Source organism: Flavobacterium sp. (genome assembly GCF_041392085.1).
Classification (GTDB): domain Bacteria; phylum Bacteroidota; class Bacteroidia; order Flavobacteriales; family Flavobacteriaceae; genus Flavobacterium.
Map to the genome: position 1 here is coordinate 79,784 of NZ_JAWKMW010000013.1, position 23,349 is coordinate 103,132.

19 protein-coding genes are annotated in these 23,349 nt (G+C 34.7%); 13 read left to right on the forward strand and 6 right to left on the reverse strand.

All coding sequences use genetic code 11. From position 1 onward, the window contains the following. Positions 1-43 precede the first annotated feature (43 nt). From R2782_RS11760 to era, 4 genes are all read left to right on the forward strand, one after another. Positions 44-1,396, forward strand: a complete 1,353-nt coding sequence (locus R2782_RS11760; RefSeq protein ID WP_371268453.1) for a T9SS type A sorting domain-containing protein — start codon at positions 44-46, stop codon at positions 1,394-1,396. Between the two features lie 123 nt (positions 1,397-1,519). Next, complete coding sequence (locus R2782_RS11765) at positions 1,520-2,263, forward strand: hypothetical protein (protein WP_371268454.1); 744 nt, start codon at positions 1,520-1,522, stop codon at positions 2,261-2,263. A gap of 4 nt (positions 2,264-2,267) precedes the next feature. Further along, positions 2,268-5,111 carry a CHAT domain-containing protein gene (locus R2782_RS11770; RefSeq protein WP_371268455.1) on the forward strand — a complete coding sequence of 948 codons (2,844 nt, stop codon included), beginning with the start codon at positions 2,268-2,270 and terminating at the stop codon, positions 5,109-5,111. A gap of 112 nt (positions 5,112-5,223) precedes the next feature. Continuing rightward, positions 5,224-6,108: a GTPase Era gene (era, locus tag R2782_RS11775; RefSeq protein WP_371268456.1), complete on the forward strand. Its 885-nt coding sequence runs from the start codon at positions 5,224-5,226 to the stop codon at positions 6,106-6,108. 194 nt (positions 6,109-6,302) lie between these two features. Here the strand turns inward: era and R2782_RS11780 are convergent, their stop codons facing one another. Next, positions 6,303-6,797: a hypothetical protein gene (locus R2782_RS11780; RefSeq protein ID WP_371268457.1), complete on the reverse strand. Its 495-nt coding sequence runs from the start codon at positions 6,795-6,797 to the stop codon at positions 6,303-6,305. Positions 6,798-7,012: 215 nt separating this feature from the next. Here R2782_RS11780 and der point away from each other — a divergent pair, with 215 nt between their 5' ends. Both der and R2782_RS11790 read left to right on the forward strand, forming a co-directional pair. Next, complete coding sequence (gene der / locus R2782_RS11785; RefSeq protein WP_371268459.1) at positions 7,013-8,323, forward strand: ribosome biogenesis GTPase Der; 1,311 nt, start codon at positions 7,013-7,015, stop codon at positions 8,321-8,323. Positions 8,324-8,492: 169 nt separating this feature from the next. Further along, positions 8,493-11,276, forward strand: coding sequence for an outer membrane beta-barrel protein (locus R2782_RS11790; protein ID WP_371268460.1), 2,784 nt, complete (start codon positions 8,493-8,495; stop codon positions 11,274-11,276). Between the two features lie 50 nt (positions 11,277-11,326). On the opposite strand, the gene R2782_RS11795 is transcribed toward R2782_RS11790, so the two are convergent. The 5 genes from R2782_RS11795 to R2782_RS11815 all read right to left on the reverse strand — a co-directional run bounded on the left by R2782_RS11795 (position 11,327) and on the right by R2782_RS11815 (position 14,544). Further along, positions 11,327-12,115 (reverse strand): YgcG family protein, encoded by a 789-nt coding sequence (locus R2782_RS11795; protein ID WP_371268461.1) that lies wholly within the window; start codon positions 12,113-12,115, stop codon positions 11,327-11,329. Continuing rightward, positions 12,115-12,552: a TPM domain-containing protein gene (locus tag R2782_RS11800; RefSeq protein WP_371268462.1), complete on the reverse strand. Its 438-nt coding sequence runs from the start codon at positions 12,550-12,552 to the stop codon at positions 12,115-12,117. The genes R2782_RS11795 and R2782_RS11800 overlap by 1 nt, the downstream gene beginning before the upstream one ends. A 2-nt stretch (positions 12,553-12,554) precedes the next feature. After that, positions 12,555-13,142, reverse strand: coding sequence for a LemA family protein (locus R2782_RS11805; RefSeq protein ID WP_371268463.1), 588 nt, complete (start codon positions 13,140-13,142; stop codon positions 12,555-12,557). A 92-nt stretch (positions 13,143-13,234) separates the two neighbouring features. After that, complete coding sequence (locus R2782_RS11810) at positions 13,235-13,564, reverse strand: MerR family transcriptional regulator (protein WP_371268464.1); 330 nt, start codon at positions 13,562-13,564, stop codon at positions 13,235-13,237. Then, positions 13,564-14,544: a M23 family metallopeptidase gene (locus R2782_RS11815; protein ID WP_371268465.1), complete on the reverse strand. Its 981-nt coding sequence runs from the start codon at positions 14,542-14,544 to the stop codon at positions 13,564-13,566. The genes R2782_RS11810 and R2782_RS11815 overlap by 1 nt, the downstream gene beginning before the upstream one ends. Positions 14,545-14,700: 156 nt before the next feature. On the opposite strand from R2782_RS11815, the gene alaS reads away from it, so the two are divergent. The 7 genes from alaS to R2782_RS11850 all read left to right on the forward strand — a co-directional run. Then, the gene (gene alaS, locus R2782_RS11820) at positions 14,701-17,343 is read left to right on the forward strand and encodes an alanine--tRNA ligase (RefSeq protein ID WP_371268466.1); all 2,643 of its coding nucleotides are present in this window, start codon (positions 14,701-14,703) and stop codon (positions 17,341-17,343) included. A 19-nt stretch (positions 17,344-17,362) separates the two neighbouring features. Next, on the forward strand, positions 17,363-17,797 hold the full coding sequence (locus R2782_RS11825) for a lipocalin family protein (RefSeq protein ID WP_371268467.1): 435 nt from the start codon (positions 17,363-17,365) through the stop codon (positions 17,795-17,797). Between the two features lie 47 nt (positions 17,798-17,844). After that, a complete protein-coding gene (locus tag R2782_RS11830) occupies positions 17,845-18,795 on the forward strand; it encodes a GSCFA domain-containing protein (RefSeq protein WP_371268468.1) in 951 nt (316 codons plus the stop codon). A gap of 120 nt (positions 18,796-18,915) precedes the next feature. Then, positions 18,916-19,449, forward strand: coding sequence for a DUF6252 family protein (locus R2782_RS11835; protein ID WP_371268469.1), 534 nt, complete (start codon positions 18,916-18,918; stop codon positions 19,447-19,449). Between the two features lie 134 nt (positions 19,450-19,583). Further along, positions 19,584-21,458: a hypothetical protein gene (locus tag R2782_RS11840; protein WP_371268470.1), complete on the forward strand. Its 1,875-nt coding sequence runs from the start codon at positions 19,584-19,586 to the stop codon at positions 21,456-21,458. Positions 21,459-21,740: 282 nt separating this feature from the next. Next, positions 21,741-21,908: a hypothetical protein gene (locus R2782_RS11845; RefSeq protein ID WP_371268471.1), complete on the forward strand. Its 168-nt coding sequence runs from the start codon at positions 21,741-21,743 to the stop codon at positions 21,906-21,908. A gap of 78 nt (positions 21,909-21,986) precedes the next feature. After that, positions 21,987-23,349 (forward strand): tetratricopeptide repeat protein (locus R2782_RS11850; RefSeq protein WP_371268472.1); only part of this gene is annotated, 1,363 nt, incomplete at its 3' end.

A 23,349-nucleotide genomic window follows, 5' to 3' on the forward strand; every position in this document is an offset into this window, starting at 1 on the left:
AACCTCACCAACTTACTTTTACAAAAATCTTAAAATTTTAAAAATGAAGAATACTTTACTTTTTTTAGCAATAAATTTACTAACAGTTTTTACCGTAAATGCACAATGGCAAATTGTGGGGACGGCAGGATTCACAACAGCAGGAGTAGATCATCCTTCATTAGTATTCAGTTCCAATGACGATCCTTATATAGCTTTTAAGGATGGGGCAAATATAAACAAAGCGACCGTAATGAAATTTGATGGTATTAATTGGACAACGGTTGGTGCAGCAGGGTTTTCGGAAGGATTTGCCGGACACATTTCTCTTGCTTTAAACAGCAGTGATGAACCTTATGTTGTTTATCGGGATGCTGCAAATGGAGATCAAGCTACCGTTATGAAGTATGACGGGACCAATTGGGTGGTTGTGGGCACGCCAGGGATTTCGGGAGGAGGAGGTGTTGTACAGCAAGAAACAACCGCTATTGCATTCAATAGTAATAATGAGCCACATATCGCCTTTACGGAATATAATGCGGTAAATATTGTGAATAAAGCTACTGTTATGAAGTTTGACGGCATCAACTGGACAACTGTAGGTCCGGCAGGTATTGAATTTGCAAGAAGCATTTCTCTTGCGTTTAATAGTAATAACGAACCCTACATTGCATTTAGAGCGGGAAGCTACGCCAACAAAGCTTCCGTTATGAAGTATGACGGTACAAATTGGGTAACTGTTGGAACAGCTGGTTTTTCAGCTGCAGGTGCAGATTATCTCTCATTAGCGTTCAATGGCAATGACGAACCTTATGTAGCCTACCGAGATGCCGGTAATTCACAAAAAGCTACGGTTATGAAGTTTGATGGAACAAATTGGGTTGCTGTTGGAACAACCGGATTTTCTGCCGGACAAGTATTTCATACTTCACTAGCATTCAATAGTAGTAACGAACCTTATGTGGCTTACAGAGATTTGGCAAATTCACAAAAAGCTACGGTTATGAAGTTTGATGGAACAAATTGGGTTAATGTTGGCATGAGTGGGTTTTCTGCCGGATATGCAGACAAAACCTCTTTAGCGTTAAATAGTAACGACATACCTTTTGTTGCCTTTGTTGATTTAACGCAGTTGTATAAACCTACTGTAATGAAATTTAATGAGGGTGCACTAGGTATTCCAAACAGTAACTCCGTAAATGATAAAATAATAATTTATCCAAACCCAACTAATGACATAATCAATTTTTCTCAGCAAACCAATTTGCAAGTAACTAACGGAATAGGACAAATGGTAGCTAAGAAGAGCAATGTAAAGGCATTAGACCTTTCTAACCATCCAACAGGTATTTATTTCATCACACTAATTGATAACTACGGAGAGGTAGTACAACGAAGTAAAATAATTAAGAAATAACGCTTTTAACAGCTAACACAAAATATAGTGTTAAACTGCTTAACTATCAAAAATACGGCAAGTGCCGTATTTTTTTGTGCTCCCTTACATTTTAATTTTACAAAAATCTTAAAATTTTAAAAAATGAAAAAAGCAGCTCAAATTCTATTGTTATTAACCGTTACAATGAGTTTTTCTCAACAAAATTTTGGTAATCAAGCCGGAAAAAAAGAAGTTAAAAAAGGCTTGATTACGTTTGAAACCTTTACCAATAGCGATGGTGCTGTTTCACACGGATTCAGAATGGATGGATTGATTGTTGGGCCAAATATGGTACTGCATGCAGACGGCAAAACAACCTTTGTGAACTACAACAAAGACCATGAAAAAGACGGCACATTAATTGAAATGGATAAAGAAAAAGGTACAATCGAATTATATACCTACAGAAAAGATAAAAAAGACGGACCGGCCTTTAAAATGGCTAATGGAAAAGTGGAGTGGCAAAAGCAGTTTGACAATGATAAAGAGGATTTAAAAGGATACAAAGCCGATGTGGTTGATTTTGGATACGGACAAAACCCGAATGGATTTAATGGATTCAATATGGAAAAGTATGACAATGATTCGTATGCGATAGGTTACTTTTTATTTTCAAAAAAATCTTTCCCTATTATTCATGTTTGGAAAACAGGATCACAGTACATGGGGCAATGTATTCAAGGTTTGAGAAAAGAGTTTGGAGTCTATTTTTATGATGATGGCTCAAAATACGTAGGCAGTTGGCATAAAAACTACAGAGAAGGTTTAGGATTTAAAATTGATAAAAACGGAACCATTACCGAAAAAGGGTACTACGAAGATAATGTATTAAAAACAGCATTGTAAGAGTATGAAAAATCTTTTGGCATTACTTTTTGTATTGGTTAGCGTTTTCTCTTTTGCACAACCCAAAAGTTTTAATGATTATTACAATCACTATATTGAAGGTTATAAAACAAATGATCTTTCTAAAATGAAAGAAGGAAGCGAAGGCTTAATGATTAACTTTTCAGATGAATTTGCAGGATATTATCTTCATTCATATTATCAAATTCTGAAGGGTGACTTAAATGCTGCACAGTTGGCTTCTTCACAAGCTTTAAATATTCAGCCCTTGATGCCATTTCCTTATTTTACAGAATCATACATCAGTTTTTTGGGAGGAAATACCGAAAAAGCACTTCAAAATTTAGAATGGGCCATGCAATTGACAACGTCTCAAAATGCTCAAGAAACCATTGATGATATGGTAAAAATCGAGTCGTTTACTAAAAAAGATTTGTCTCCCTTAAAAAACAAATGGCTTTCTTATTATCAAAATAAAACTCTAAACATCAACAAAGCGGTAGAATTAGACAATTGTGTGAATGGTATTCTTTTGCAAGGTAAAAAATGTGCCAATTTAGATACTCTGTTTGCTTATTATTCCAGCCAAAGAAATGCCAATCCTTTGTTCCAAAAAATGTTGCCTTTGCTCAAAGCAGTAATGTTTTATTATGGTGGCAATACCAGCGAAGGTATTAATCAATTTGAGTATTTTTTAGAAATTAGTAAAAACAATTCTTCACTGATTAGTAAAAGAGCATACGCTTTATACTTTTTATCAGTAATCAAAAATAATTCCTTTAATAAACCAGGAGCATTGGTTACTATTAATGATGGATTAAGTGAAAAACTCAAATTGCCTTATCCGACATTAGCTTTAGCGAATATGCAATTGCATAAAATTCAAGTGCTAGCTAAAATGGAAAACAAACAAGAGGAAAAATTACAAACGGCCTACCAATTAGAACAAACAGCAACCAAAATTAATAATGATTATTTTAAGGCAGAAGCGTTCAATTCTATAGGTGTATATCATGTTTTTGATGGTCCACAAGCTGAAAGAGCTAAAGCAGGAACCTATTTAACAAAAGCTTATAATTTGGCTAAAGCAATCAATGATAAAAGTTTAATCAATGAGGTTAGTGGAAATTTAGTGGTGATAAAAGCAAAACAAGGCTTACATGATGAAGCTAAAAAATTAACAGAAGAAACGGTTGCATACAGTTTAAAAGAAAACGATTTTGCAGGAGCTCAAAACTTATATAATAATTTAGGATTTCTCTATTACAACCAAAAAGATTATAAAAATGCGATTACTCAATTTGAAAAAAGTATTGTCTTAGCTGATAAAGTAAAAGAAAATCTTACATCCAAACAAAAGTTAGAATATATGAATACTATTGAAGGTGTATATGCAGGTATGATCATGAGTTGTCAATACACTAAAGATGTTGCCAAACTATTTTCCACTCAAGAACAAAGTCGAAGTGGCTATTTAAAAGAGCAATTGAATAAAAATATTCCTTTAGCTACTATAAGTGATGCACAACAACTCTTGCAAAATGATGAAGTATTGATTACTTATTCGATTGGTCAACCTGGAGAAATCATTATGAGTGTGATTACAAAAGATAAAGCCGAAATCAGATACAGTTATCCTATAGATGAATTGCTTCGCTTGAAAAAAACATATACCAATAAAGCTAAAAAAATTCCATCTAATATCAATCCTTATTTGATTGATTTACAAGTAGATTACAAAGATGGTGAATTAGTTCGCTATGCTACCAAACAAGCCGCTTATAAAAAAGAAGATTTCGTAATGTTAATTGAATGGACCAGACAACTTTTAAAAGAAGCTAATCCGCAACTTCAAAATGTGCAAAACGACTTTCTGCATTTTTGGTATAATTTAACCCTACAGCCTATTCAAGATATTTTAATAAGTCATCCAAAAGTAATTATTAGTGCTGCAGATGAATTAAACTATTTGCCTTTCGAAGCTTTTTTATCACCTAAAAATCAATATTTTGTTAGTACACACGATGTAAAATACATTCCAAATACAACTATTTGGAAAATCATTGCTAACAGAAAATATGCTGAAAATAGAAAATCGGTCATTGCTTTTGGTGGTGCCTTGTACCAACCTTCAGGAAATGTGAAACCTACTGTTCGTGGTATTGAAGATTTTTACAAAGTTGCTGATGCAGTTAGTCAAAAAATCAACAAAGGGATTTACAATTTTAAACCAGAACTTGAGGCAATTGGTTTTGGTGGAGCCAATTATTTAGCCGGAACTTTACGGGAAGTACAGTTTGTTGGGACACTATCAAACGATATCAAAGTATTGACAGGTTTAAACATGAGCGAAAGTAATTTTAAAAAACTGAACGCAACGGGCGAACTCAAACAATACAAAAATCTATTGATTTCAACCCACGGTTTTACCGGTGATGTTATTCCGGAATTTAGCGGAGTCATGTTTTCGCAACCCAATGCCGGCGATGGCAATGAAGACACTTTTTTATTAGCACCTGAAATTGCAAAATTAAACTTGAACGCAGATTTAGTAGTGCTTAGTGCTTGCGATACCGGTGTAGGTAAACTTTATGGTGGTGAAGGAATAAACGGATTAAATTCCTCCTTTTTGGTAGCGGGTTCCAACGCCACCTTACTTTCCCTATGGCCGGTGGATGATGCCGGTACAGCTTTAACGATGCAAAACCTATTTAAGAAAATTGTGCAAGAAAATGCACAAGCTTCAACTACCTTAAATCAAATAAAACGATCATTCATCAATGGAGATTTTGGGGAAAGATATAAACATCCTCAGTTTTGGGCTCCATTTCTGTATAATGGAAAATAAGATGACTTGAAAAAAATGATTAAACTTTCTAACGGTTTAATCATTTTTTTTTGACTTTCATCTAAAAGTAAGTTGTCCCATAAAAATAGCTACCTTTGCCAAAAATAAACACATGGCACACAAAGCAGGTTTCGTGAACATCATCGGTAACCCCAATGTAGGAAAATCTACATTGATGAATGCAATGGTGGGAGAACGGTTGTCGATTATTACGTCGAAAGCCCAAACAACGCGTCACCGCATCTTGGGTATTGTGAACAGTGAAGACTTTCAAGTGGTTTTTTCGGACACTCCCGGAATCATCAAGCCGGCGTATGAGATGCAGGAATCGATGATGCAGTTTGTTAAATCAGCTTTTGAGGATGCAGATGTGTTGCTGTATATGGTTGAAATAGGCGAAAAAGAGTTAAAAGACGAAGCTTTTTTTAAACGTATAATTCATAGTGATATTCCGGTTTTACTTTTATTGAACAAAATTGATAAATCTAATCAGGAGCAGTTAGAAGAGCAAGTAGCATTATGGAAGGAAAAAGTCCCTAATGCAGAGATTTTTGCTATTTCTGCCTTAGAGAATTTTAACGTAAAGGAAGTTTTTGACCGCATCATTGCCTTGCTGCCGGAATGTCCCCCTTATTATCCAAAAGATGCTTTAACAGACAAACCGGAACGTTTTTTTGTCAATGAAATCGTTCGTGAAAAAATTTTATTGAATTACGAAAAAGAAATTCCCTACGCGGTGGAAGTGGAAACCGAAGAATTCATCGAAGACGATAACATTATTCGCATTCGTTCTTTAATTATGGTGGAACGCGATACCCAAAAAGGAATCATCATCGGTCATAAAGGAGCAGCCTTAAAAAAAGTAGGGATGCAAGCCCGCGAAGAGTTAGAGAAGTTTTTTGGCAAACAAATCCATATTGAACTTTTTGTGAAAGTCAGTAAAGACTGGCGTAGTAATGCGTTTCAGCTGAGAAGATTGGGGTATAATCAGAAGTAGTTTTTAGTTGGGAGTTGATAGTTTGGAGTTTGTAGATTGGAGTTTGTAGATTTTTCTTCGTAATCTTGTCCTTCCGATGAAGGAGGAATCTTATAATAAATCCGCGAAAATCGATTCAATCCGTTAAATCCGTGAGCAATTAAAATAGAATGAAGCGACCTTGTGTTCCTAGTGTTCTTCGTGGTTAAAAAAAATCACTCCAAAATTTTCTCCATCAAGATTTCCAATTCCCTTGCTTGTTTCAACCCTTTTTTCCGATTTAAACGAGCAATAAAATAAAGTAAAAACCATGCGTTTACCATGGCAAACATGACCACTAAATCAAATTTAAACGGCTGGTTCAGCGACCATTTGGAAAAGGCAATCACCGTAAAAATCACAAAAATACCGCCCACCACAAAGTGTAGAAACATAAAAAGCGTCCATAAAACCGGGTCAGGACCAAATAATCCGCGTACAGATGTATTACCATCTTCCATTTTCTCAATTTCTAAATGCAAATGAGGGGAATGTTTTTCCCGCTGCAATAACCCGATATGCAACCAAATATGATGACCGGAAATCTTAATCTTATAATCCGGTTCAACGGTTTCTTTTAATTTTTCGCAACTGGCCAAAATCGATTCATACGACTTGGTCACTACCTTGTCAAATCGATACCGTAACGGTAATTGGTCATCTAAATTCATAAAAAATGAGAATAAATTCAACTACTAATTTACAAAATTAAATTGGTAAACGTAAAACAGAGCGGTTTATTTTTACAAGCCTTATTTAATTTAGAATTTAGAAATCAGAATTTAGAAATTCCGAAGCGTGGCCTCTAAATTCTACCTTCTAAATTCTACCCTTAAAACTTCAAACAAAAAAGATTACCTTTGCAAAATATTTTGAAAATTATTGTATGAGTACTATTGTAGCCATTGTGGGAAGACCAAATGTTGGGAAATCAACACTTTTTAATCGCTTAATTAAGCGAAGAGAAGCCATTGTTGATTCGGTAAGTGGCGTAACTCGTGACCGTAATTATGGCAAGAGTGAATGGAATGGAAAAGAATTTTCGGTGATAGACACGGGAGGATACATTAAAGGATCCGATGATATTTTTGAAGCGGAAATTCGTAAACAAGTAGAGTTAGCTATTGATGAAGCCGACGTAATCATGTTTGTGGTTGATGTAGAAGAAGGCATCACACCTATGGATGATGAAGTAGCCAAATTATTGCGTAAAATTACGAAACCGGTTCTTGTGGTGGTAAATAAAGTAGATAATGCGATGCGTGAAAAAGATGCTTACGAATTCTACAACCTTGGCTTAGGCGATTATATTACTATTTCCAGTACATCCGGGAGTGGAACAGGAGAGTTATTGGACGAATTAATTGAGGTTTTTCCGGATAAACCGGAACCTACGCAGGAAGAGTTAGAACTGCCTCGTTTTGCCGTTGTGGGTCGTCCTAATGCCGGAAAGTCAAGTTTTATTAATGCTTTGATTGGCGAGGATCGTTACATTGTAACGGATATAGCCGGAACAACACGTGATTCAATTGATACGAAATACAATCGTTTCGGGTTTGAATTTAATCTGGTTGATACGGCCGGAATTAGACGAAAAGCCAAAGTAAAAGAAGATTTGGAATTCTATTCTGTAATGCGTTCCGTTCGGGCCATTGAGCATGCTGATGTTTGTATTTTGATGATTGATGCTACTCGAGGATTTGAAGGACAAGACCAAAGCATTTTCTGGTTAGCGGCCAAAAACCGAAAAGGAATTATTATTTTGGTCAATAAATGGGATTTGGTTGAAAAGGACACCATGTCCACACGTGATTATGAAGCTAAAATCAGAAAGGAAATAGAGCCCTTTACAGATGTAAAAATTTTGTTTGTTTCAGCATTAACTAAACAACGTTTACTAAAAGCATTGGAAGAAACGGTAAAAGTTTACGAAAACAGAAAGCAACGTATTGCCACATCCAAATTCAACGAACACATGTTGAAATTGATTGAAGCCTATCCACCGCCGGCTTTGAAAGGAAAATATGTGAAAATTAAATATTGTATGCAGTTGCCCACACCCACACCTCAATTTGTGTTTTTTGCCAATTTGCCACAGTATGTTAAAGAGCCTTACAAACGTTTCTTGGAAAATAAAATACGTGAAAATTGGGATTTTTCGGGTGTGCCGATGGATATTTACATTCGGGAGAAATAAAAATAAAATGAATATTTTTTTAACCCTCTATAATCAGAGGGTTTTTCATTTGTTTGTGGTTTAAAAAGGTCTTTTAAATGTTAAATATTTTGTAAGAAATTTTAACTTTCCATACTAAAAGTGTTAATTCGCTGTTATTATTTTTTCACAGTTAATTTAAATTTTTTCTATGCTCAAACAGTTTCTATCTGCAGTTTTATTATTAGTTGTTTTTTGTGCTAACAGCCAGCAATTTGTCACAGTGAAAGGCAAAATTATTGATGAAAACACAAAAACTCCACTTGAATCAGCTACTGTTTTTTTAACTTCCCAAAAAGATTCATCGGTTATTGATTATACCATTTCAGAAAAAAACGGAAATTTTGAAATCAGAACGAGAAAAAAAGAGGAAGCAGTTGATTTAAAAGTATCGTTTTTAGGCTATCAGAATTTTAAGAAAACAATTAATAATTTACAGTCTAATATAGAATTGGGCAACCTTGCATTAATTGAAAGTGGTGCCGCTTTGGACGAAGTTGTCTTGAAAGGTGAAGCACCGCCCATTCGCATCAAAAATGATACGTTAGAGTTTGATGCTGCTTCGTTTAAAGTAGGGCAAGACGCGAATGTAGAAAAACTTCTGAGCCAATTACCGGGTGTGGAAATTTCACCGGAAGGAAAAATTACGGTGAACGGGAAAGAGGTTAATCAAATTTTGGTAAACGGTAAACCATTTTTTGGTAAAGACGGTAAAATTGCTACGCAGAATCTACCGGCAGAAATCATCGAAAAAATTCAAGTGGTCGACACTAAAACAAAAGCAGAAGAACTTTCGGGTGAAGCAGCTTCTTCGGAAGAAAAAACAATTAATTTAACCATTCAAGAAGATAAAAACAAAGGTTTCTTTGGGAAAATCATGGGTGGTTACGGCACAGATGAACGGTACGAATCGAGTCTTTTACTCAATTGGTTTAAAGGCGAACAAAAATTAAGTGTGTTGGCTTCGGCCAATAATATTAATTCGGTAGGATTTTCGATGAATGAGATTTTTGATAATATGGGTGGAGGAAGAAACACCTCTATCTATGTGGGAGACGATGGCTCATTTGGAATCAACGGAATGAATTTTGGTGGGAGTAGTGGTTTAACAACATCTAATCTGATAGGTGTTAATTTTGCAGATAAATGGTTTAAAAAAGTAGATGTAAGCAGTAATTATTTTTTTACCAATGCGGAAACAGAAAATGTAAACCGTACTTCCAGAACAAATTTATTGCCTACTGAAACCACCTTTACCGAGTCTAATGCAACTTCTAATAAGATTGGAAATTCACATAATCTAAGCTTTGATTTTGAGATAAAAGTAGATTCTACAGCAACTATTTACATAGAACCAAAATTTGTAAAAGCATTTAATAAAGATCGAATGGTCAGAAATCAGCAAACGCAAAATCAAGGGAATGAACTTTCTAACGAGAGTAATTCTACTTCGTTTTCTGATGTTGACGATTCCGCTTTTGAAAACAGTATTTATTACTACAAATCATTTAAAAAGAAAGAACGCGGGTTTTCTGCTTCTTTAACGAATGAGCACAAAAAGTCAACAAATTTTTCAAATTTAAATTCGTCTACTTTTTACTATTTAACCGGTGAACCGGATGATATTCGGAATCAGAATGTATTTACAAATAAAGACTTTAACAAGGTTGAAGCAGAAGTTAGATACGGTGAGCCTATTACCGATTCCTTGAAGTTGAGCATAGCTTCTGAAGTGACGTATTATGCTTCTGAAGACAAAGACTCAACCTTTGATTTTGATGAAGTTTCGGGCAGTTATAATGATTTTAACGCACCTTTGTCTAACGAAATCAATTCGAGTGTATTAAAAATTTATCCTTCTGCCGGTTTAAATATTACTAAAAAGAAAATTCGAGCTCGTTTTAATGCCGGACCGGAGTTTGTAACGTTTAAAAACGAATCAGATTATTTAGCCACCAACACGCGACTCAATAAGCAGTATATTTTTCCAAAAGCTTCGGCTAACTTAAATTATACTATCAGTAATGGTAAATCCATTTATATGAATTATAGCTTTAGAATGGAATTGCCTTTGGCCAATCAAATTCTCCCAGTTGTTAATTTGTCGAATCCATTGAACACTATCGTTGGAAACGGTACTCTGAATCCGATTCAACAACACAATATGTATATGAATTTCAATAATTATGATTGGCAGTCAAGAAGTGGATTTTTCTTTTACAGTAGTTTGAGTCTGTATAAAGACCAAATTGTTTCTTCCACTGTTTATGATGAAAGTTTTCGTGCCCAAACTACGTATGAGAATGTGGATAAAGGGTTTAATAGTTATTTAGGAGCGTCTTGGAGTAAAACGTTTAAAAAAGAGAAAAGAAGTTTGCGTTTGAGTTTAGGTATTGATGGAGGTTATAACCTTAATCAAGGTCTTACAAATGCGGAATTGTATGAGGCAAGAGGTTGGAGAATTGAACCTAGAGTAAGTGTGAATTGGTCTATTGAAGATTTGATTACGATTGCTCCATCCTATAACTATACGTTTAATTCTACTGAATTTAAGAACTATGTTATTGAAAACGCAAACAATTTTGTACACCGTTTTAAAATGGAGTTTACCAGTTATTGGCCTAAAAAAGTAGTATTTGGAAATGATTTTGGTTATACTTACAATTCCAATATTGCCGATGGTTTTCAGAAAGATTTTTATTTATGGAATACGAGTTTAGGCTATAATTTTTATAAAGACAGACTACTCGCCAAAGTCAAAGTGTATGATGTGTTAAATCAAAATGTAGGGGTAAGAAGAACAATAACGCCTACAGCCATTACAGATACGGAAAACATTGTTTTACAGCAATATGTCATGTTTTCGCTGACCTATAAATTGGATAAATTTGGCGGTAAGAAGGAAAAAGAGGGCGGAATGTTTTTCTTAGACTAAACAAAAAGCGACTTCTGTTGAAGTCGCTTTTTGTTTGTTATTGATTTTACTTACCAACTTCCGCTGGCACCGCCGCCGCCAAAACCACCGCCACCGCCAAAACCGCCAAAACCGCCGGAAGAACCACCACCAAATCCGCCACCGAAGTTGCCACCGCCTCGACCCATTCGGCTAAGGATAATAACATCCATTAAATCAGGACCGGAGAAACGACCGGAGTTGCCACCACCTTTATTTTTTTTGTTCGATAAAATGATGAACAAAATGATGAGGAAAATGATGATGAAAATGAAAGGAAAACCACCCGGATTTTTAGATGTATTATCATTTTTAAATTCGCCATTCATGATTTGAATGATGGCAGTAGTACCTTTGTCGATGCCACCGTAATAATTTCCGCTTTTAAATTCGGGCTTAACGATTTTCTCGATTACTCTTTTGGATAATGCATCTGTTAATAAATGTTCAGTACCGTAACCCGCTTGAATGGTCATTTTACGGTCATCTTTAGCAATTAAAAATACAATTCCATTGTCTTTTCCTTTTTGTCCAATTTCCCATTTGTGACCTAAATCGGTGGCATAACGTGCAATTTGTTCGCCTTTTGTGCTTCCGATTATCATAACAAACAGCTCGGTAGAGGTAGAGTCGTAATAGGTTTTTAACTTATTATACAAAAATTTATATTCCGCATCAGTTAATGTTTTGGTACTATCAACAATTGGTGGAATAAAAGAGGGTCTATCTGGAATTTTATAACTTTGAGCATTTGTTGAAATTAAGTACAACAAGCTCATGGTGAAAAGAAATATTTTAATCAGGTTGTTTAATTTAGTCATTATCCTTTAGAAATTTCGTTGGGGAGTTCGTTCTCATCATTACTAAGCAATGGGAAATATTTCTTTAATCGTTCACCGGCTCTTAAAACACCTTTAATTAAACCTTCTTTGTATTGTTTGTTTTTAAACGATGCAATGACAACATCTTTGGTACAATCCCAAAAATCATTTTCAACTTTATCATTGATGCCTTTGTCGCCAATAATAGCAAACGTATGATCGGACACGCCAACGTAGAATAAAACACCATTCCGTTGCTCTGTTTCGTTCATCTTTAATTGATTAAAAACCTCTTTTGCTCTTTCAAGCGGTTTTAAATCGGTATGATTTTCAATGTGTACACGAATTTCGCCGGAAGTATTTAACTCTGCCAAAGCAATTGCTTTAACAATTTCCTGTTCTTCTTCGTATGTTAAAAAATCTTCAACTTTAGACATTTTTATTTAAAATCAAAGTTTACATCAGGGGCATTTTCAGCACCAGCAGCAGCTTTGAATCGCTCCATTTCTGTAAATCCCATGATTCCGGCAAACAATACATTAGGGAACGATTTAATTTTTTTATCGTAAATATTAACCGTTTCGTTATAACGATCTCTTACAACATTAATTCGGTTTTCTGTGCCTTCCAATTGTGCTTGCAATTCTAAGAAATTTTGATTGGCTTTTAAATCAGGATAACGCTCAACAGTAACCAATAAACTTTTTAAAGCTCCGGCCAAGCCATCTTGTGTTTGTTGAAATTGAGCCATTTGTTCAGGTGTAATATTGGTTGGGTCAATAGTAATAGAAGTTGCTTTTGCTCTTGCTTCAATAACGGCAGTTAATGTTCCTTTTTCGAAATCTGCTGCACCTTGAACAGTTTTTACTAAATTTCCGATTAAATCATTTCTTCTTTGGTAGCTGCTTTCTACGTTAGACCATGCTGTTTTTGCATCTGCTTGCACACTAACTAATCCATTGTAAGAAGAAGCCGCAATTACAATAAGTAATACAATAATTCCGATAGGTAATAACCATTTTTTCATTTTATTTGTTTTTTAAGGTTCTAAGTTGCTGAGGTTCTGAGTTACTGAGTAACTGATTATTTATTCTTTTAAATTCTAAATTCTGATTTTCTCTACAAGCCTTCTTTAATTTGCGTCAATTGGGCTTTGATTCCTTCTAATTTGTTGATGATTTCAAATTTGTCTAGGGTTTTTTTCTGACCTTCTTTTAAGTGCGTTTTCGCACCTTCCAAGGTAAAGCCACGTTCTTTTACCAAATGATAAATCAATTGAAGGTTCTTTACGTCTTCGGGTGTAAACATTCGGTTGCCTTTGGCATTCTTTTTGGGTTTCAGAACATCAAACTCTTTGTCCCAAAATCGGATTAAAGAAGCATTAACATCAAATGCTTTGGCCAATTCGCCAATGCTGTAATATCGTTTATCAGGTAAATTTAATTGCATTAGTCAAGTGCTTGGTTTTCTTGGTTAGCCACTTTTGAAATGGCAATATATTCTTCGGCAGAAATACTGCCATAATAAAAATTAATGGGGTTAATGGGCTCACCGTCTTTGTGTACTTCATAATGTAAATGAGGAGCTTCACTTCTTCCGGTACTTCCAACATAGCCAATAATATCACCTCTTTTAACTTTTTGTCCGGCTCTAACTTTGTATTTACTTAGGTGAGCATAGTAGGTTTCATAACCAAAACCGTGTTTGAGGATAATTAAGTTTCCAAAACCCGACATCGAATTGTCTGCCCGATGCACAACTCCATCTCCCGATGCATATACCGGTGTTCCTGTTTTTGCGGTAAAATCCATTCCGTAATGAAACTTTCTAATTTTGGTAAACGGGTCATTTCGATAACCAAAACCGGAAGCCATTCGTTTTAAATCTTCATTTTTAACCGGTTGAATTGCTGGGATAGCCGCCAAAAGCTTTTCTTTACCTTTTGCTAGTACTAATATTTCATCTAATGATTTGGATTGAATAGCCAATTGTTTCGAAATCATATCCACCCGTTTCGTTGTGTTAATTACTAACTCCGAATTATCATATCCTTCCAATTCTTTGTATCGGTTGACACCGCCAAATCCTGCTTTTCTTTGTTCAGATGGAATAGGAGAGGAATTGAAATAAATACGATACAAATTGTTGTCACGTTCTTCTATGCTTGCCAAAACGTCATTCAATTGATCCATTTTTTTGTTCAAAATTTCATAACGCAGTTTCATGTTTTCAATTTCACGGGCTTGTAATCGGTCTTTCGGTGTTTCGAAGTAAGGCGTATTTAATAAAATGACAAAACACAAAAAACCAAAAAGTGCAGATGAAAGTAAAAACAAAGCAACATAGCCAAACTTTCTCCCCTTTTTAGGTTTGATTTTTTTGTAGGCTAAACTTTCGGTATCGTAATAATACTTTACTTTCTTCGACATTTCTTAAATTATACTATTTTTGTGCTTTCAAAACCGATTAGTCGAACAAATTTAAGAAATGTTTCATTCTAATGCTAATTTAATTTTTCATCGAAAGGCATTTCAATCATTTCAAATTTCTAACGTTTTGAGAAGTAAATTGAACAAATTGAACAAATGAAATCACAAGATATCCGCAAACAGTTTCTCCAATTCTTTGAAAGTAAAGGACATTTAATTGTTCCTTCTGCACCTATTGTTTTGAAAGATGATCCAACCCTGATGTTCAACAACTCAGGTATGGCTCAGTTTAAAGAATATTTTTTAGGAAATGCCGAACCCAAAAGTAAGCGAATTGCTGATACACAAAAGTGTTTACGCGTTTCCGGAAAACATAATGATTTGGAAGATGTAGGTTTTGATACCTATCATCACACGATGTTTGAAATGCTCGGAAACTGGTCGTTTGGCGATTATTTTAAAAAAGAGGCCATTGCTTGGGCGTGGGAATTTTTAACGGAAGTTTTAAAACTGGAGAAAGACCGTTTGTATGTTTCTGTGTTTGAAGGAAATCCTACGGAGAATGTGCCGTTTGACCAAGAGGCTTGGGATTTATGGAAGCAATTTGTTAGCGAAGACAGGATTATAAAAGGAAATAAAAAAGATAACTTCTGGGAAATGGGTGACCAAGGACCCTGCGGACCTTGTTCTGAAATTCATATCGATTTGCGTTCCGACGAAGAACGTGCAAAAGTTTCAGGATATAGCTTAGTGAATGCAGACCATCCACAAGTCGTTGAAATTTGGAACAACGTATTCATGGAATTCAACCGTAAAGCCGATGGTTCGCTTGAAAAATTACCTGCTCAACACGTAGATACCGGAATGGGTTTTGAACGTTTGTGTATGGCGTTGCAAGGAAAAACATCCAATTATGATACCGATGTTTTTACGCCATTGATTGAAAAAGTGGAACAAATTACAGGGTTAAAATATACAACTAATGATGTCATTCTGAGTGATAACGAAGAATCTCAAAATAAAATCAATATTGCTATTCGTGTAATTGTTGACCACGTTCGTGCAGTAGCCTTTGCGATTGCCGATGGTCAATTGCCTTCCAATACCGGAGCGGGTTATGTAATTCGCAGAATTTTAAGAAGAGCGATTCGTTACGGATTTACATTTTTGAATACCAAAGAACCTTTTATTTATGAATTGGTGGCTGTTTTAGCAAATCAAATGGGCGAGTTTTTTCCTGAAATTAAGTCGCAACAACAGTTGGTTACGAATGTGATTCGCGAAGAAGAAGCATCGTTCTTGAGAACGTTGGAACAAGGCTTACAGTTGTTGGAAAATGTGGTTTCGGAAACCAAAGGGAATGAAGTTTCAGGAGCAAAAGTATTCGAATTGTATGATACGTTTGGTTTTCCAAAAGATTTGACGGCATTGATTTTAAAAGAAAAAGGATTTACATTTAACGAAGCCGATTTTGAAACGGAATTACAAAAACAAAAAGCCCGTTCGCGTGCCGCTTCGGAAGTAACCACCGATGATTGGAAAATCTTAATCGATGGAAATGTAGAAACATTCGTCGGTTATGACCAAACGGAAAACGAAGTGAAAATCACTCGCATTCGTAAAGTAGATTCTAAGAAAGACGGTATTTTATATCAAATTGTTTTAGATAATACGCCTTTTTATCCGGAAGGCGGTGGACAAGTTGGTGATAAGGGAACATTGTTTTCAGCCAATGAATCCATTGAAATCTTCGACACCAAAAAAGAAAACAACTTGATTTTGCACTTTGCGAAACAACTTCCCGAAGCTGTAGAAGCTAATTTTGTAGCGAAAGTGAATACCGATTTAAGAACGTCAACTTCTAAAAATCATACGGCGACACATTTGATGCATTTGGCTTTAAGAACTATTTTAGGAACACATGTGGAGCAAAAAGGTTCATTGGTCAATCCGAATTATTTGCGTTTTGACTTTTCGCATTTTTCGAAAGTTTCGGATGACGAAATTAAGCAAGTAGAAGCATTTGTAAATGCCAGAATTGAAGAGCAATTACAACTGGTTGAACATAGAAATATTCCGATTCAGCTGGCGATGGCACAAGGAGCCATGGCTTTGTTTGGCGAAAAATATGGTGATACGGTTCGAATGATTGAATTTGGCGACAGCAAAGAATTATGTGGTGGCATTCATGTGAAAAACACAGCAGACATTTGGCATTTCAAAATTATTTCAGAAGGTGCCGTAGCGGCCGGAATTCGAAGAATTGAAGCAATTACCGGAGATGCAGTGAAAGACTTTTATAAAAATCAAGAAAATACCCTAGCGGACCTAAAAGAAACCTTAAAAAATCCACAAGATATTTTAAAATCAGTGGTTTCGTTGCAAGATGATAATGCCAAATTGAAAAAACAAATTGAGCAATTATTACGTGAGAAAGCTAAGAATTTAAAAGGCGAATTAGCATCAGAATTACAAGAAATTAATGGCATAAAATTCTTAGCCAAACAAGTCGATTTGAATCCCGAAGGAGCAAAAGATTTGGCGTATGAATTAGGTAACTTAGGGGATAATTTGTTTTTAGTGTTAGCTACAGCCGATGAAAATAAACCAATGTTAACGTGTTATATTTCAAAAGAACTGGTTGCTTCACATAATTTAAATGCCGGACAAGTGGTTCGTGAATTAGGAAAATATATCCAAGGCGGCGGCGGCGGACAATCGTTTTTTGCTACTGCCGGTGGTAAAAATGTGGAGGGGATTAAAGAGGCGTTGGAGAAAGCGGTTGAATTTATTAAATAAAAAATTACGAATTTAAGAGATGAAAAAAATTATATTTTTTTTAGTTTTTATAGGATTAACACTTTCTTGTGATACGAATGACGACGAAGGATCAACAATTTCTGAACCAACTATTTTGGGAAAATGGTACATTAAAGGTGGATCTTCAAATGGTGGAGAATTTCAAAATTATAACCACGATTGTGAAACGAGTAAAGATTTTCAAGAGTTTTTTGAAAATGCAGAACTTACCTTCAACGGATACAATGCTGAATGTGCATTAAGCGATACGCAAACATCAATCTGGGATTTGAATGGAGATATATTAACTGTATCAAGTCCACCCTTTGATCCAATGATTTATGAATACATTTATGTTGTTGAAAGTTTAACTAATGATGAGTTGATATTGAAACAGACGGTTAATGAACCTGAAGGTATTGTAGTGTATCGATCAACTTTTATAAGAAACTAAATTGTTAAACCAAATTTGATATTGTTTCGATTTTAGATTCTTGAGATATGAACTTCCGCACCCCAATCACCATTCCAAAAAGCAATCATCCCATCGATTATTATTCGAAGGTGGTGACGATTGGTTCCTGTTTTTCAGAAAATATCAGTGCGAAATTCGAGCAGTACAAATTCCAGCATTACAACAACCCGTTTGGGATACTTTTTCAACCGGATGCTATTGAAAACATCTTGCTTAGAGCCATCGAATTAAGGTTGTTTACCGAAGCCGATTTGTTTTTTGATAATGAGTTATGGCATTGTTTTGAAGTGCATTCGGAATTGAATAATACCGACAAAGACGATATGCTCGTCAATTTAAATGGTATTTTGACCTATTTGAACGGACAACTTCAAACCTGTACACACCTCATTATTACATTAGGAACAGCTTGGACCTATCGTTTTTTGCATACGCAAAAAAGAGTGGCTAATTGTCATAAGATACCGCAAAGTAATTTTACCAAAGAATTATTATCGGTTGAAGAAATAGAATCATCCTTAACAAACCTTCAAGCCAGATTAATCGAATTCAATCCAAATGTAAAATTTATTTTTACCGTTTCACCGGTACGTCATATAAAAGATGGTTTTGTAGAAAATCAACAGAGCAAGTCGCATCTATTTTCTGCATTACATTCTTCCATCTCCCATCTTCCAACTTCCAACTATTTCCCAAGCTATGAAATTATGATGGACGACCTTCGTGACTATCGTTTTTATGCTGAAGACATGCTTCATCCTAATCAAACGGCAATAGATTATATTTGGAAGCATTTTGTGGAATCGCATATTTCCTACCATGTTTTTTCCATCATGTCAGAAATAGAAAGCATTCAAAAGGGATTATTACATCGTCCGTTTAATCCGAATACGGAGCAACACCAGTTATTTGTTCAAAAATTGCACGAACGTATTGAGCAGCTTCAGGAAAAATACCCTTTTTTACAGTTGACATAGTTAACAATTCATTCATTTTTGTTATTTAATTTTTAAAATACGGCATTTGCCTTATTGATGACCTTTGGTTTTTGGCACAACTTTGCATCATACAATAACCAATTTAAATTTTTAACAATTATGAAAACAATTAAATTTATCTGTGCGTGCTTTTTAGTAACATCTTCTCTATTCGTAACATCATGTAGTAGTGATGATGATGGTGGAGGTGGAGGAAGTGCTGCAGCTGGAACAATTACTGCAAAAGTGAATGGTGCTTCTGTAACTACTTTGGATATGGTAACTTTTGCATATCAAGTAGGTACCATGATGCATATCCAAGGAAATACTGGCGGAACTTCAAGTCAAGCTTTTTCATTTAATATTACCACATTTGATGGAGTTGGAACTTACGATATTGGTGGTGGTGAATTTGGCTTAGGACATGCAAATGTGAGTTATGTTGAAACTGAAGTTGACTTGTCAAACCCGACGGCTCCTGATGTTAAAACATGGAGTGCTCCTTTTGATGGTGGAGATAAAGTAGGTGAAATTAGAGTTTCAGAAGTGACAGACACACACATTAAGGGAACTTTTAGTTTTACAGCTAAAAATCCGGCTGATGGTAGTACAAAAGAAATTACAGAGGGTTCTTTTAATGTAGAACTAGACTAAAATTTTAGTGGTTTTTTTATACTTCCCAATCGAAATCTGCTTCGGTTGGGAAGTTTTTTTACGGCAAATGCCTTATTGCGTCAGTTCAAAGTTTAATTGAACTTTGAGCTATATAACTTTTAATCGTATTTATTATGAAAAATTTTGCAATAATTGCTCTTAAGGTACTAAGCATTGCAATACTTGCTCTAAATGTCAATGTTTTATCTGCTCAGAAAACAGAAGCAAATCATACCTATAATTTAGGAGGAAAAATTAATTTAATGAAGCTCACGGATGCCGGTGTGTTGGTGGTTGCCAATGGAGACGGATTGGTAGGAATCAAACCAAACGCAAGTGCACCGCATTTCAATTTTACCGATTACGGAAAAGTGAAGCCGGAAGAGCTGGAATTTGTCCCGATGTCACCTTACTTAGTTGTGAGTCAGGGAGGTTTTATGACTTCAAAGAAATCAGTTATTGATTTTATTTCTGGAAAAAAAATGTTTGGAACAGAAGAAAATGGTTGGAAAGTAACCAATCGATGTGATGTAATGTTGCCTCAAAATAAATTAGTAGTCTTGGGAATGCGAAAAGGTGGAGCAATGGCAGCAGGAATATACGACCTGGCTACCGGAAAAGAAGAAGGGTTAGTTGAGCTAAATGATCCTAAAAAAGTGGCAGTTGCATCTTCTATTCCTCAATTTTCAGGAAGACCTGTAATTGTAGGCGATGGTTTGTTAATTCCAACAACAAAAAGTTTGATGCGTGTTGATGTGTCAAATGGAAAGGTTTTATGGACAAACAAAGATGTTGACGATATTACATGGATTACTGCCGATGCAACAGGAAAAGAGATTTATACTTTTGAAGAAAGACAAAACGGCGATACCCGTATTCATAAAGTGAGTAGTTCAGGTACTAATCTTTGGGAGAAAGAAAGAAAAATTAAAGGAAAAGTATCACGATTTGAAATTTTACCACAAGGGTTGGCTGTTGTGAGTGATGTAGATAATTCTGGTAAAAGTGGTTTAGTAAAACTGGCATCAGCGGCATCAGAATCCAAAATAGCATTCCTAAATTCGGCAGATGGTTCAGATTTATGGGAAAAAGCACCTAAAACAAAAGGCTATATTCAACATTTTTACATAGTTGAAGACGGAATTTTGTTTGGACTCTTTGAAGGAGGGATTAACAAGGTATCGTTTGATGGTAATCCATTGTTTAAAAAACCATTAAAAACAGGTGAAAATATTCATACAATGGCATTAACTCCAAAAGGGATGATTTACATTACAGATACAGATGCAGATATTATTAATTTGAAATCCGGAGAGTCTATTTGGAGCAAGCCGATTAAATATAAAAAAGCAAGATCTGTTGCCAGTACGTATGACAAAGAGCATCAACGTTATTTGATTAGTACAGGAGAAGAATTACTAGCCATTGATGAAAATTCAGGCGATATTTCTACGTTGGCTTCTTATAAATTTGAAGGAAAAGAATCGCCATTTAAAGTGATGACAAGAAAAGAAGGGATTTTACTTTCTTCAGAACAAAACATGATGATGCTTGGTTTTGACGGAACTCAGAAGTTCCATGAATTTTATAAAGCTCCCGGAAAAAGTGCTGCCGGAGCAATTTTTGCCGGAGTAATGGGAGTAGCCTCAGTGGCAATGTCTGCCGCTACTGCCGCAGAAGCACAGCAGCATAGAAATAGCTTAGGGAGTTACACAAGTCGTGGTGAATCGTTGATGGAAAATTCAAGAGGTTTTGCTGAAGCAGCTTCCGCCTCTTTTGCCGAAATGGGGAAACGATTTAAAGCAACCTCCGCAACACAAAACTACCAGTTTATCTTAACCAAAGTTGACGGTGGAATTGCTTTAGTAAAAGTGAGTAAAGACAGTGGGAAAGTGGAAAAAGAAATTATTATTGAAGATAAAAAACCAGAATATGAAGTAGATGAAATAGGAGGGTTTTTATATTATCAATCAGATGGAAAATCTATCAAAGCTTTTGATTTAAAATAATGAGATGTTAAGTTATGTTGTACTTCCCAATCAAAATGAATTTTTGGTTGGGAAGTTTTTTTATACGGCATTTGTCGTATTGTTTGGCAAGACTCATTACCCGAATTTTGTCCTATCCCAACATTCAAAAAGATGAAAACAATCAAAACATTACGAATCGTGCTACTACTTTATTTTATGATATTTCTAGTTTTATTGCTCAATTTAATTGTTGTTTTATGGTAAATAATTTTGAATTTAATAGAATATTAATATATTTGTGATAATTAAAAATATTATATTATGGATATTATACTTTATTTGTTTATGTTATTTCTCTCACCAGATGGAAATTTTGATGAGAATAGAGATTATGCTAGTGAATTAAATAGTTACGAAGTAACTACTGATAGTAGCGGACCAGTTGGAAAAATAAGTTTTAGGGACAAACAAGGAGTTACTACACCTTAATCAAAATTTAAAAAGCACGAATTTCGTGCTTTTTTTAATTACAATTTTTAAAATTTTATGATGTGAAAATAACTTTATATGAAATTTTTTCTTGTATTCTTTACTCTTCTTACACATCATTTTTTTATTGCTCAGTCAATAAAAAAGAAAGATAATATCAAAAGTACCACATCCTTAAATGTAAATGAAAAAAACATCAAACAACTTCTTAGTCGTTCTGACTTTTTTAGTACTACAAACTTAGATTCCGCTTTGTTTTATGCCAAAAAAGCTTTAAAAGAAAGCAAATTAATTAAAAACGATTCTTTGCTATCCGAAGTATATAACACAACGGCAAACGCTTATGAGTATAAAGGGCAAGTTGATTCTTCCATCACTTTTCATTACTTGGCATTAAAAAAAAGACAAAAGCTAAAAAATCAAATTTTAATTGCTGATTCCTATAATAATCTTGGCGTTGCCTACGATCAATCTGGAAAATTTAAAGAATCATTACAATATTATTTCATGGCTTTACGTCTGTATGAAAATGAAAATCATTCTTCCAAAAAAGCAATGGTTTTTGGCAATATAGGAATCGTTTATAAACAACAAAAATCATTTGAAAAAGCACTTTACTATTATAAAAAAGCAAATGAAATTTATCTTCAACTTCAAGATGAATTTGGAATTGTAGTGACCAACGGAAATATTGGTTCTGTGTTAAACGATCTTCACCGTTATTCAGAATCAATTGTTTATTCTGAAAAATCAGCCAAAGGATATGAAAAGTTGAAATATGATCGATATGTTCCTTATTCTATTACTAATGTGGCAATTGCACAAGATAGTTTAAAAAGATATGTAGAGGCAGAAAGGAATTATTCTAAAGCAATTTTTCTTCACAAAAAATATGGCAATAATTATGAAACAGCTAATGTTCTAAATGCTTTAGCAACTTGTTTAAACAAGCAAAATAAGTTCAAAGAAAGTATTTCTGTATCAAACGAATCATCATCTTATATCAATAAAATAGATGCTGAAAAACTGAAATTGAATCAACTTAAAAATTTAGCAAAAGCAAACGCAGGATTGGGAGAATTTGCCAAGGCATTTTTGTTTTATGAAAAGTACAATCAACTAAAAGATATACTTTTTGAAAATGAAAAAACAAAAGCAATTTTTGAATTAGAAACGCTTTACGAAACAGAAAAAAAAGAAAAAGACTTAGCTCAGGAGAAAGTTAAAGTAACTCAAAGAGAATTACAAATCAAGCAAAAAAACACACAGCTTTATCTGTCAATTGGTTCTGTTTTTACAGCTATTATTGTGGGTTTTCTTTTGTATAACCAACAAAAAACAAAAAATAGACAACTTAAAAAAGAAGTCGAACTCAAAGAAGCTCTCGTAAAAATTGAAACCCAAAATAAATTACAAGAACAACGATTGCAAATTTCCAGAG